A 12,240-nucleotide genomic window follows, 5' to 3' on the forward strand; every position below is an offset into this window, starting at 1 on the left:
AGACAGGCACGATACCGATTTCGGCGTACCCGCTGGCATGCGCTAATGTATGGCCGCAGCGCGGAAACGTCGCCCGGAAACCGGTCGGCGCGTCCGGGTCAAGCGGTCCCCTGTAGCTCAATCGGCAGAGCAGCCGGCTGTTAACCGGCAGGTTACTGGTTCGAATCCAGTCGGGGGAGCTGTGCACAGGGCCCCGACGGGGCCCTTTCGCATGACTGCCCCCTGTTGGCCGGGGTCCGGTCCGGTCAGCGGAGACCCGCTCCCCGCCGCCTCTCCGCACGCCACGGTGGCACGGGCACCACGAGACATCGGGCAGCGGGCACCCGGCCCGGGCAGGAGATCGTATGAGCGGCTATGCTGCGGCACACGACGCACACGCGGAGCGTGGCGCGCCGTACCGGGGCGGTAGCTCAGCCGGTTAGAGCAACGGACTCATAATCCGTCGGCCGTGGGTTCGAGTCCCACCCGCCCCACCGCAGCACACCTGGCAGAACCGTCCTCACCTGCGACGGGGAGGAGCCGTCCGCGATCCCGGCGGCCTCTTGGCCCTCGTCAAGACCGTAGGCTCGCCCGACGCTCGCCCGAGATGCACGCACCGTGCTTCGACGGAGGTAGGGGTCTGAGGAACATCCGTGTCAGATCGTGCGCTAAGGGTTCGTCGGACTGGTTGGTGCTTTGACCTGGGGTGATTGAGCGTCGGAGCCTTCGTGGGTCGTTGTTGTCGATCTTCGGAGAGCTGTTGTGGCGGTCGAGTTCCTGACGGATGAGCAGGCGGTCCGGTACGGGTCGTTCCACGAGGCGCCCTCGCGGGCGGAGCTGGAGCGGTACTTCTTCCTGGACGACGCGGACCGGGAGGTGGTGCAGGCCAAGCGGCGGTCGCACAACCGGCTCGGGTTCGCTGTCCAGCTGACGAGCGTGCGGTTCCTGGGCCGGTTCATGCCGGACCCGCGGCAGGTGCCGGCGGAGGTGGCGGAGTACCTGGCCGGGCAGTTGGAGATCGAGGACGCCTCGTGCCTGAAGCTGTACGGCGAGCGGGACGGTACGGCCCGTACGCACGCGGGGGAGATCCAGGAGGCCGGGGGCTGGCGGGACTTCGCCGAGGTCCGCGAGGAGCTGGCGGGCTGGCTGGACGCGCGGGCGTGGACGACGGGGGACGGGCCGAAGGCGTTGTTCGACGCGGCGGCGGGGTGGTTGCGCGAGGGGCGGGTGTTGCTGCCGGGGGTGAGCCGTCTGGCCCGGCTGGTGGGGTCGGTGCGGGAGGCGGCGAACCAGCGGCTGTGGGACACCCTGTACAGGATGCTGAGCGTCGGGCAGCGGGGGGTGCTGGACTCCCTGCTGACTGTGCCGCCGGGTGAGCGGGTCTCGGAGTTGGACCGGCTGCGCCGCGGGCCGGTACGGATCTCGGGCCCGCAGATGAAGCGGGCCCTGGAGCGGGCCGAGGAGATCGCCGCGCTCGGGATGGGCGTCCTGGACGTGTCGGGGATACCGCCGCGCAGGTTGGCGGAGCTGTCGCGGTACGGGGTGGACGGCAAGGCGTCGCTGCTACGTCGGCACTCGGACGCGCGGCGGCTGGCGACGCTGCTGGCCACCACGGTCTACCTGACGTCGCGGGCGGTGGACGACGCCCTGGACCTGCTGGAGGTCCTGATCGCGACGAAGCTGCTGGCCAAGGCGGAGCGCGAGAGTGCGAAGGAGAAGCTGAAGACCCTGCCGCGCGTGGAGCGCGCGTCGGCGAAGCTGGCGACCGCGTTCCAGGTCATGTTCGACACCACCTCCGAGCAGGTCGACACCGACACCGGGGAGATCGCCCCGCCGAAGGTGGCGAGCCTGGAAGCGATGTGGGCGGAGATCGAGCAGGTGGTGCCACGCCACGAGCTGGCCTCAGCGATCGCCGCGCTGTTCGAGCTGACCCCGCCGCTGGACTCCGACGCCGACGAGGCATGGCGGGCCATGCTGGTCAACCGTTTCGGCACCGTCCGCCCGTTCCTGCGGCTGCTGGTCACCGTGGTGGACTTCGACGCCACCCCGGAGGGCGAGGCCGTGCTGAACGCGCTGCGGTCGCTGCCGGAGCTGATGGGCCGCAAGAAGGTCGGCCCGGTCGAAATCGACACCGGTCTGCTGACCGGGTCGTGGCGGCGCCTGGTCCTGGCGGCTCCGCACCTGGAGCCGGGCACGGTGGACTGGAAGGCGTACACGTTCTGCGTGCTGGAGCAGCTGTACCGGATGCTGCGGAGCAAGCAGGTGTTCGCGAAGAACTCCTCCAAGTGGGGCGACCCGCGGGCGAAGCTGCTGGCCGGTGAGGCGTGGCAGCAGGCGCGGCCGACCGTGCTGGCCTCGCTGAACCTGCACGGCGAGGCGGGCGGGCACCTGGCGGCGCTGGCCGCGCTGCTGGACGGTACCTACCGGGAGGTCGCCGGCCGGGTCCCGGACAGCGCGCAGATCGTCTTCGACGACGGGCGGCTGCACTTCGCTGCCCTGGAGCCGGAGCCCGAACCCGTCTCCCTGCTGGATCTGCGAGCGGCGGTGAACGCGATGCTGCCGCGTGTGGATCTGCCCGAGGTGCTGCTGGAGGTGTTCTCCTGGACCGGCGCCGACCAGGCGTTCACCTCGGTCACCGGCGGCGAGGCACGCTTGAAGGACCTGCCCGTGACGATCGCTGCGCTGCTGGTCGCGCACGGCTGCAATGTCGGCTACACGCCGGTCCTGGGCGGCGTGGACGCGCTGAAGTACGGGCGGCTGAGCCACGTGGACCAGACGTATCTGCGGCTGGCGACGTACCGGGCCGCGAACGCCACCCTGATCGAGTACCAGGAGTCCATCGGTCTCGCCCGCGTATGGGGCGGCGGGCTCGTGGCCTCCGTCGACGGGATGCGGTTCGTCGTGCCGGTGCCCTCGGTCTACGCGCGGCCGAACCCGAAGTACTTCGGCCGCCGGGGCGGTGCCACGTGGTTGAACATGCTCTACCGGGCGGAATTGCGTTGGGTGCAACATCCGACGCAGTCCGTACAGGTAGCTGACCAGCAGCTCATGAAGGGGACCGGCCTCCGGCCGGTCCCCTTTGCTATGCCTGTGACCTGGGCGGCGTAACCGGTTCAACGATGTTGCGTTGAATGCATCGTGAGTCGAGCCGTTGATCTGCCGGGTGCCGCGCATCTGGTGCTTGCCGATGGGGTTGTACACCTCGACCCTGAACCGGCGGTTTTTCAGGCGATGTTGGACGGCTGGGCCCGCCAGCAGCGAACCCGCTTCCTGGACGAGGACGGGACGATCAAGCCGCGGATGTCGGTGGTACGACGCTTCGCGGAGTTCACCAACCAGTACCCCTGGCAGTGGGAGCCCGCCGAGGTCGAGGCGTTCATCGACTACCTGAGATCGCGGCGGAAGACGTTCGCGGTCTCGACCGGGCGGAACTACCAGAACGCGCTGCGCATGTTCTGCGAGTACATCACCGACGCACGCTACGGCTGGCCCGTGCGGTGCTTGGAGCGCTTCGGCCAGGCCCCGGTCCAGATCCTGCACGAGTGGAACACCGTCACCCACAGCAGCGAGTACGAAGGTGAAGCCGACCGGCGCCCGCTGACTTACGACGAGGTTCAGGACCTGTTTGATGCGGCGGAAGCGCGGGTCGAAGAGATCCGGGCCCGGCACCGCAAGGGCTCACTGGCCGCCTTGAGGGACGCGATCCTCCTCAAGACCGTCTACGCCTACGGACTGCGCCGCCAGGAAGCGTGCGGACTGGACCTGGCGGACCTGCGGCGGAACCCGAAGATGCCGCACTATGGCCGGTTCGGCGGCCTGTTCGTACGCTACGGAAAGTCCTCCAAGGGCGGGCCGCCCAAGCGCCGCACCGTCCTGACGGTTCCCGAACTGGACTGGAGCACTGATCTCCTCGATCAGTACCTGGAGGAGGTCCGGCCGGCCTTCTCCCCGGACAAGCACCCGGCGCTCTGGGTTACCGAACGCCGCGGCCGGATGTCGCTCCGACGCCTGGACGAGGCGTTCGAGACCGCCCGCAGGGCCGCTGACCTGCCGGAAGAGCTCGATTTGCATGGGCTTCGCCACAGCTACGTCACGCATCTCGTCGAGTTCGGCTACCCCGAGAAGTTCGTCCAGGACCAGGTTGGCCACGCCTACGCAAGCACCACCGCGATCTATACCGGGGTCTCCGACGAGTACCGCAACCGTCTGCTCCAGCAGGTGTTGAAGGAACAGCACGCCGAACTCTGGGAGGACGACGAGACGTGATCAAGAAGATGGGCTACCACTGGCACCTGCGGCAGATCATGGCCACGCGGCAGATGTTCCAGACCACCGACCTGGTCGGGCCGCTCGCCGAGCGCGGCATCACTCTCTCCCGCGAACAGGTCTTCCGTCTGGTCACCCAGCCCCCGCAGCGGCTGTCGATGGATACCCTCGCGGCGCTCTGCGACATCCTCGACTGCCAGCCCGGTGACCTCATCGAAGTCCGAGTCGTCAACGAAGAGATCCGCAAGACCGCAGATGAAGCACCGGTCCGGCCGCTGCCGACTGTTCGCCGGACCACGATCCGCCGCCCCGAGGGGCTATGACCCGCGCCCGCGACCGCCAACGAGCCGAACAAAGGCAGGCCGCCCTCGATCGCGTGATCATCGCCTTAACCGGCTCACTACCCGAGCTCGATCAGACGGAAGTTCTCCGAGCCGTCACCGAGGCTCGGGCCGACCGAGGTATCCCGCTCCGGGATCTCGACCAGCACCTCGCCGACCATCCCCAGGCCCTGGTCTCCGGCGATGCTCACTGCCCGGCCGTGATCGTCCGCCTCGCTCAAGTCCTCCATACAGCAGGACACACGGCCGTGATCCGCCCGGCCTGCACCGACTGCGGAAGATCCCACGTGGGCCTCCCACGCTTCGGACCCAATGGACGCCTCTGCATCAACTGCTCTGCCCGCAGCGGCAAGGGCACCTGTCGGCGGTGCGGCCGAACGGCCACCCGGCTCGCCGCCCGCCGGGCCGAGGGCCCCATCTGCTACTCCTGCTACCGCACCGATCCGGACGTCGTCGAAGAATGTGCCACCTGCGGCCAGCTCCGCATGCCCGTCACCCGGCGCCCAGATAACTCGCCGCTCTGCACGAGCTGTTGGTCCGGCCCGCAGCACACCTGCGTGATCTGCGGTGCCATCGGCCCGGCCAAGTCGCACGGCTCCGACGGGCCGCTTTGCGCCCCTTGCCATCACCAGCAGCGCAGGCCGGTCCGGGAGTGCGGACTCTGCGGACAAGAGCGACGCATCGCCCGCAGGGCCACCGGAGCACGGCCGGACATCTGCGAAGACTGCTACAACGGCCCCACCACGGTCTGCTCGGCCTGCCGGGAATCACGCTCCTGCCAGCGCGGGCCGGACGGCGCATGGACCTGCCGGAGCTGCCGCCCCGGGCTCAACCAGGAATGCTGCCGCTGCCGGCGGACCCGCCGCGTTCACACCCGCTGGCCGATCGGCCCGGTCTGCTCGACCTGCTACACCGTCGTGCTGGACGCACCTGCGATCTGCCCGGGCTGCGGTCGCCACCAGCCCCTGATCGGCATCGCTGAGGACGGCACCAGGATCTGTGGCGCCTGCGCGGGCACCGCCTTCGACTACACCTGCCGCACCTGCGGACTCGGCGGCCGGACCTACGCCGATTCCGAGTGCGCCCGCTGCGTGCTCATCGCCCGCCTCCAGCAACTGCTGGCCGGGCCCGACGGGCGCATCCCGGCACAGCTCCAGCCGCTGCGGGACGCTCTCGCGCTGGCTGAGCGTCCCCGCGGCATCCTGCTCTGGCTCAAGCGCAGTCCGAACGCTGCCCTGTTCGCCAGTCTGGCCGCCTCCGGAGAACCGATCACCCATCAGCGGCTCGACCAACTCCCGCCCAGCCGTCACCTGCACTATGTCCGCCATACCCTCGTGCATCTCGGCGTCCTCCCCGAGCGCGATGAGGAACTGGACCGCATCCCTGCCTGGCTGGACACCGTCCTTGCTGGCCGCCCTGCCGGACACGTCCAGATGGTTCGCCCCTACGCGCACTGGTACTTGCTGCGACGAGCACGACGACGCGCCGCCCAGCGTCGCCGCCCAGCCGAGCCGGGTTCGTTCCTCCGCACCCGCGTCCTGCTGGCTCTGGAGTTCCTCGCCTGGCTCGACGAGCACGGCATCGCGCTGGACGAACTCCGGCAAGAGGACCTCGACCGCTGGCTCGACGCGGGCAACACCCGCACCTACGCAATCCGCTACTTTCTGTCCTGGACCACCAGCCACGGCCTCACCAGCAGGCTCAAGGTTCCTTCCATCCCACGTCAGCAGCCCAGTCACTTGATGGATGAAGACGGCCGCTGGCAGCTGCTGAAACGGTGCCTGACCGACGAGAGCATGGCCCTGGACACCCGGGCCGCTGGCGCGCTGATCCTGCTCTTCGGCCTGCACGCCTCCCACGTCCGGCATCTGACCACGACCCAGCTCACCCGTCGCGACGGCAACAGCTACCTCACCCTCGACCAGCACCCGATCCTGCTACCGCCCCGGCTCGCCAAGCTCCTGCACCAGCTCGCCGAGGCACCGCACACCCGAGCCGGCCTCACCCGAACGAATCGCGGCGAGCCATGGCTCTTCCCCGGTCTCGTTCCCGGGCGCCCCACCTCGCAGACCGGACTCAGCTCGAAGCTCCTGCCCCACGGCATCGACACTCGACCCGCCCGCAATGCCGCCTTGGTCGCCCTCGCCGGCGACCTGCCCGCACCGGTCCTCGCGAGCATCCTCGGGCTCCACACCAACACCGCTGTCCGCTGGGCCGGGTTCGCCAAGACTTCCTGGGCCGACTACGTCGCAGCTCGGGCCGCGGACCTCCAGCGAGAGAGGAATACGACGCCTCAGAAATAAGTGGTCTGCGCCAGTAAACGACCAGGCCGCGGGGCTGGGCGGGAAGGTCGTGGCCGGCACCCCGCGCGACTCGCTGTACGTGCTGGACGTGCTCTACGACCGCGACGGCGGCAAGCGTCCGGAGATGATCGTCACTGACACCGCGAGCTACAGCGACATCGTCTTCGGACTCCTCACCCTGGCCGGCTTCGCCTACGCGCCGCAGCTGGCGGACCTGCCGGACCAGAAGATGTGGCGCATCGACCGCACCGCCGACTACGGCGCCTTCCAGGACGCGGCCCGTGGCCGGATCGACCTGGCCCGGGTCGAGCGGCACTGGGAGGACATCCTGCGCATCATCGGCTCCATCCACACCGGCGCCGTCCGCGCCCACGACGTGATCCGGATGCTCTCGCGTGACGGCCGCCCGACCCCGCTGGGGGACGCGATCGCGCACTACGGGCGGATCGCGAAGAGCTTGCACATTCTGCGGCTGGCCGACGAGCCCGGATACCGCCGCCAGATCAAGGCGCAGGCCAACCTCCAAGAAGGGCGTCACGCACTCGCCCGGAAGATCTTCCACGGACGGGCGGGACAGCTCTACCAGCGCTACCAGGACGGCATGGAGGACCAGATCGGCGCCCTCGGCCTGGTCCTCAACGCCCTGGTGCTCTTCAACACCCGCTACATGGACGCCGCCGTCACCCAGCTCCGCGCGGACGGCTTCGACGTACGCGACGAGGACGTCGCCCGCCTTTCCCCGTTCGTGCGGCACCACGTAAACATGCTCGGCCGGTATTCCTTCCAGCTCCCGGACTTGCCCGGCGGCCTGAGGCCCCTGCGCGACAAGCACGCCACCGACGAGTGAGGGCTGGCCCGGGGGACGGTCGGCGGAAAGTCGCAACGGCCTTCCCCGCCAAGTGGGCGGTCAGCCACCCGCCCACCGACGGGCTGCGGTCTTGCACGCGGCGGAGAAGAAGATGTGGCCGGGCGGGCGCGGACTGTCCGCGCCTTGCGCGGCGAGGGCTGGATGAGCGGGGTTCACCTTTCCCTGGCGCGAAGTTCGCTACGGCTGTGGCGGGCGGGTGAGGCTTGCCCCGTGTCCGCGCCGGAGGCCACCTGGCGCTGGCGCTCCTGGGGGCCGTGCCAGTCCAGGCACATCACGGTGGAGTCGTCTTGGAGCCGTCCGCCGGCGGCGTCCCGGACCGCGCTGGTCAGCGTGAGCGCGGTCTCCCGCGGGTGCAGGTGGCCGGTGGCCTCGATGAGGCTTGGCAGGTCGACGTTGTCCGCTTCCTGTTCGAGCATGCCGTCGGTCAGCATGACCAGGCGGTCACCGGGCTGCAGATCGAGGTCCTGGACCCGGTACGGGTGGGGCGCAAGGTCCGGTATGCCGAAGGGGTGGTCCACCTTCAAGCTGACCTCCTCAACGACGCCGGCGCGCATGCGCAGTGGCAAGGGGTGGCCGGCGTTGATCAGCCGTGCCTGGCCCGTGTTCAGGCTGACGCGCAGCAGCTGCCCGGTGGCGTGGGAGCCGTCATGGTCGGCCAGAGCCTGGCTGGCCTGTTCGGCCTGCTCGGCCAGGCCCGTTCCGTTGCGGCGGGCCCGGCGCAGAGCGTTGACAAGGACCGTGGCGGTCAGCGCGGCCTTGGTGTTGTGACCTTCGGTGTCGGTCACCGACAGGTGCAGGACGTCCCGGTCCAGGGCGTAGTCGAAGGTGTCACCAGCGAGGTCCTCCGAGGGCTCCAGATTTCCGCACACGGCGAACTGCGCCGCCTCACACGAGAGCGCCAGCGGCAGCAGCTGGTACTGGATCTCCGCGGCCAGGTCCACGGGCCGGGAGCGTTTGCCCCAGGTGTAGAAGTCGGTGAAGCGCTGGTTGGCGATCACGATATAGGCCAGTACGTGAGCGGCCTCCTTGACCTCTTCGAGGGCGTCCTCACTGGGGCTGTCCGGCAGCTCCATCTCCAGCACACCGATGGCATCACCGCGGTTGGTGACCGGTGCGATCACCCTCTGCCCGCTGCCGTTCCCGTCCAGGTAGGTGGGCTGCTGGGTGCGGATCACCTGCTCGTATTCGCTGCCGAACAAGTCGACCCGTTCGGCCTCTCGCCCGACCTCCACATCGGCGACCATCGCCAGCCGCACCACCGCTTTCCCCGTCAGGTCCACGATATGGAAGGAGACCCGGCTGGCGTTGAACCGTCGCCGCAGACTCGCGGCGACCACATCCACAGCCTCCACCGGCGCCGCCGTCTCCGCGGCCGTCAGCAGCCGGGGCAGCCGACCCAACCCATCACCCACGGCCTCGCTCCCTTCCCAGACCGAGCACAGGCACAGGCATCAGGAACAGAGAGTAATGGCACCTAATCCCTGCGTTGGAAGAATGTCCTGCGTGGCCGCGATTACCGGAGCTCGTCCGGTGTGCGCCCGCTTCTCCTTCTCAGAATCCCTCGCACAACCGATCCGTGCAAATAGTCCAATATGGGCAGATTCCACGTATGGATCATCTTCCTGACCTGGCCACAGCCGTCGAACAGCTCGACTGCCCGACCTGTGCCGTGGCCGCCGGAAGCGCCTGCCGCACACGTGGAGGAGGGCCAGGACAGCTGACTCAGCGCCGCGCGTCTCCTGGCGCCAGCAGACTGGTCAGCTCCGAGATCACCTCCGGGGAGGGCTTGAAGTAGCGGCGGACGTTCTCCGGCTTCTTGTGCCGGGACTTCGCCATCAGCATCAGCAGGCTCGCGCCCTGCTCACCGAGGTGCGACAAGCTCGAATGCCGGTATTCGTGCAGGTCCCAGCCCGTCCCCGGCCCGCGCACGGCGGTGTGCTCATCGAGCAGGGCGCGGGCCTGACCGTAGGACAGGCGGGCGAAGCCGGTGTCCGGACACACATCCCGGGGGCTGACGACCTTTCCCGGCCCCGGGCGGCGGTGGGTGACGAACACCGGCCCGCGGGTGCGGCCCTTGAGTAGCCGCGGCAGCAGCCGGGCGGTGCCGGCGTCCCAGTAGACGGTCTCCAGCACGAAGTCCTCCCGCGCCTTGCCCCGTCGGCGCGACTTCGGCTTCGCGCCTTTGGCCTTGACGGGGCAGCGACGCGCGGCCAGGTCCAGGTCCTCGATGTTCACGCCGAGGATCTCCTCGGCGCGTCCGGCGGTCTCGTAGAGCATCCGGTAGAGCGTCTTCTCCCGCAGACGGACCTCGCGGCGGGCGATCAGCCGGTCGACGGCCATCTTCGAGCGGACCGGGGTCTCGCTGTCCGGTGTACCGAGCCGCTTCGCCCATCCCGGCACCGCCGGGGCGTCGTGCCCGCGTTCACCGCACCAGGACAGCCAGGAGAGCACCGAAGCGCGGCGGGCATTCCAAGTGTTGACCGCCGCGGTGCCCCACAGCTGTTCCAGGGCCGCACCCACTTCGTCGTCCGCCACCGTCGCCAGCGGCCGGCCACCGCCGAGTCGTTCGGCGGTCTTGCCCACCCCGATCCCGTAGTTGCGGACCGTATTCGGGTTGCCGAGCGAGTCGAGGAAGACGTCAGCCGCCGCCTGGACGGTCAGCGCCTTCCCTGCCGGCAGTTGTGCGACGGTGGGCACCGTTTTCCCCTTACCACAGATAACAGGGCCTCTTCGCGTAGGACCGGGACCAACGTAGCCGCAGGTGGCGTCAGCCGGCACCGCAGATAATAGAGCGTTATCTGTAGGAAACTTCAGGCGGGCCCGGCCGCCGACGCCCAGTCAGCCGTCCACCAAGGCCGACGAACGCTTAGCGCACGATCTGACACGGATGTTCCTCAGACCCCAGGTACTGCCGCACAACTGCCAGTCAGCGGCTCGCCTGCCTCCGAGCCTTTCCTCGAACCTCCAGGCCGCCAAGAGTTGCGGTTCCGCGTTGACGAGCGAACTCACTCGATCAAGCCCGCAGAAGGTCCAGTCGCGACCCTCACCGCTGCCCCCAGCTACGCCGTCGCCGCGGGCGCCGTGGCTGTGCGGAGCGGTCGTGGGGGCTTTTCGCTGTTTCGACTCCGTAGGGAGGTTTGCGCACCATCTGCACCAGCAACACACCACCGGCCTGGGAGACCACCTCCGACGAGCCGAAGCGCACGCCGGACGACGCCGGACCGCCCGGCCCGGGACTCCAGGACGGGCGGTACGACTCGCCGCTCCGGAGTTCCCGTGCCGGCGTGGACCGCCGCGAGAGGCGCGCACGTTGGTCTCACACAGGATCAGCGATCGTAGTACCAGCCCATGCTATTCGGTGTGGATCCGGCGGCGACGGCGGTCTGCGCGGCGCTGGTGACACGGCCGGCCGGCGGCGCGGTCCGGTCGCGCCGACTCGGTGCGGACGTGCCCACGAACTGGGCGCGCAGCCTGTCCAGTCCGGGAAGGGCGTCGAGGATCGTACTGAAGGGCAGCCCGAAGTCGACCATGCACGCGATCTCGTTGACTCCCGCGGCCTGGGCCCGACGGACCACGGAGGCACACTTCTCCTGGGTGCCCAGCAACGAGCGACGCTGGTAGAAGTCCTCGGCGACCAGCTTGGTCATCTCCTCCTTCTCCGCGGGCGTCATCGAGGCGGAGGACGCGTCGTTGCTCTTCTGGTTCAGGAACGTGCCGAGATAGCGGCGCACCGGTTCGGCCACCAGGTCCCGGGTCTTCTCCTCGTCCTCACCGACGTAGGTGTGCATGCCGGCGGTGACGACGCCCGCTTCCGGATCGTGCCCGGCCTCCTCTCTGGCCTGGCGGTAGCGGGCGATGTTGTCCTCCAGCCGCTCCCAGCTGTCAACCAGCGTGAGGACGTTGGTGCCCAGCTCACCCGCCGTGATCCAGGTCTGCGGGTTGGACGAGTGCACGATCCACAGGGGCAGTTCGGCGCGGTGCGGACGCGGATAGGTGCGCACCGGCAGCATGTCACCACCGGGCCCGGGAAACTCGACCCGCTCACCCGCCCACAACCTGCGCAGTACGGGAATGGTGTCGAAGGCCACGTCGCGCCGCTTGTCGTAGTTCTCCGGGTAGAAGACGAAGTCGCCACTGTGCCAGCCGGTGGCCACGCACAGCGCGGCCCGGCCCTGGGAGAGCTGGTCGACCAGTGCCCACTCCTCGGCGACCCGGACCGGGTGATGGTGCGGGAGGACCACGCTGCCCGCACGCAGTTCCAGCCGTTCGGTGGTGACCGCCAGGGCGGCGCTGAGGACCGAGGGGTTCGGGAAGCTGCCGCCGAACTCCTGGAAGTGCCGTTCCGGGGTCCAGATTGCCGCGAAGCCGAGCGAGTCGATGGTGCGTGCCACGTCAAGGATGAAGCGGTAGCGGTCGCCGAAGGAGTTGTCGTCGTTGGCGGAGAAGAAGTAGACGCTGAATTCCATGGTGTCCTCTGCGCTCC

The 12,240-nt window shown here is 69.1% G+C and carries 8 protein-coding genes, 2 tRNA genes and 2 pseudogenes; 8 read left to right on the forward strand and 4 right to left on the reverse strand.

The features are described from left to right. Positions 1–106 precede the first annotated feature (106 nt). The 5 genes and pseudogenes from AN216_RS13945 (at position 107) to AN216_RS13965 (ending at position 4,568) form a co-directional block, all read left to right on the forward strand. Positions 107–179, forward strand: a tRNA-Asn gene (locus tag AN216_RS13945). 220 nt (positions 180–399) lie between these two features. Beyond that, a tRNA-Ile gene (locus AN216_RS13950) sits at positions 400–473 on the forward strand. 268 nt (positions 474–741) lie between these two features. Beyond that, positions 742–2,961 (forward strand): annotated as a pseudogene (locus tag AN216_RS13955) (Tn3 family transposase); the annotation flags it as partial. 156 nt (positions 2,962–3,117) lie between these two features. Continuing rightward, complete coding sequence (locus AN216_RS13960) at positions 3,118–4,245, forward strand: tyrosine-type recombinase/integrase (RefSeq protein ID WP_070194549.1); 1,128 nt, start codon at positions 3,118–3,120, stop codon at positions 4,243–4,245. Further along, on the forward strand, positions 4,242–4,568 hold the full coding sequence (locus AN216_RS13965; protein WP_070194550.1) for a helix-turn-helix domain-containing protein: 327 nt from the start codon (positions 4,242–4,244) through the stop codon (positions 4,566–4,568). Before AN216_RS13960 ends, AN216_RS13965 begins: the two co-directional genes overlap by 4 nt. Before the next feature lie 77 nt (positions 4,569–4,645). On the opposite strand, the gene AN216_RS29245 is transcribed toward AN216_RS13965, so the two are convergent. Continuing rightward, positions 4,646–4,807, reverse strand: coding sequence for a hypothetical protein (locus tag AN216_RS29245; protein WP_212732657.1), 162 nt, complete (start codon positions 4,805–4,807; stop codon positions 4,646–4,648). 696 nt (positions 4,808–5,503) lie between these two features. On the opposite strand from AN216_RS29245, the gene AN216_RS28230 reads away from it, so the two are divergent. Then, on the forward strand, positions 5,504–6,889 hold the full coding sequence (locus tag AN216_RS28230) for a hypothetical protein (RefSeq protein ID WP_079166094.1): 1,386 nt from the start codon (positions 5,504–5,506) through the stop codon (positions 6,887–6,889). 10 nt (positions 6,890–6,899) lie between these two features. Next, positions 6,900–7,736 (forward strand): annotated as a pseudogene (locus AN216_RS13975) (Tn3 family transposase); the annotation flags it as partial. A gap of 173 nt (positions 7,737–7,909) precedes the next feature. On the opposite strand, the gene AN216_RS13980 reads toward AN216_RS13975, so the two are convergent. Next, entirely contained in the window at positions 7,910–9,169 is a 1,260-nt protein-coding gene (locus tag AN216_RS13980) for a PP2C family protein-serine/threonine phosphatase (RefSeq protein WP_244502459.1), read from the reverse strand. Between the two features lie 197 nt (positions 9,170–9,366). Between AN216_RS13980 and AN216_RS31055 the strand changes: the two genes are divergently transcribed. Further along, the gene (locus AN216_RS31055) at positions 9,367–9,552 is read left to right on the forward strand and encodes a zinc finger domain-containing protein (RefSeq protein ID WP_420855735.1); all 186 of its coding nucleotides are present in this window, start codon (positions 9,367–9,369) and stop codon (positions 9,550–9,552) included. Here AN216_RS31055 and AN216_RS13985 read toward each other — a convergent pair. Together AN216_RS13985 and AN216_RS13990 are read right to left on the reverse strand one after the other, a co-directional pair. Beyond that, positions 9,480–10,454, reverse strand: a complete 975-nt coding sequence (locus AN216_RS13985) for a tyrosine-type recombinase/integrase (protein ID WP_070197001.1) — start codon at positions 10,452–10,454, stop codon at positions 9,480–9,482. The two genes, AN216_RS31055 and AN216_RS13985, sit on opposite strands and share 73 nt — an antisense overlap. Before the next feature lie 629 nt (positions 10,455–11,083). Beyond that, entirely contained in the window at positions 11,084–12,223 is a 1,140-nt protein-coding gene (locus AN216_RS13990) for a MupA/Atu3671 family FMN-dependent luciferase-like monooxygenase (protein WP_070197002.1), read from the reverse strand. Positions 12,224–12,240: the final 17 nt, after the last annotated feature.

The organism is Streptomyces oceani (assembly GCF_001751245.1).
Lineage (GTDB): Bacteria > Actinomycetota > Actinomycetes > Streptomycetales > Streptomycetaceae > Streptomyces > Streptomyces oceani.

Bases quoted from the DNA above. Each gene is read 5' to 3' on its own strand.
- AN216_RS31055 (WP_420855735.1), top strand. From the start codon at position 9,367: ATGGATCATCTTCCTGACCTGGCCACAGCCGTCGAACAGCTCGACTGC.
- AN216_RS13990 (WP_070197002.1), bottom strand. From the start codon at position 12,223: ATGGAATTCAGCGTCTACTTCTTCTCCGCCAACGACGACAACTCCTTC.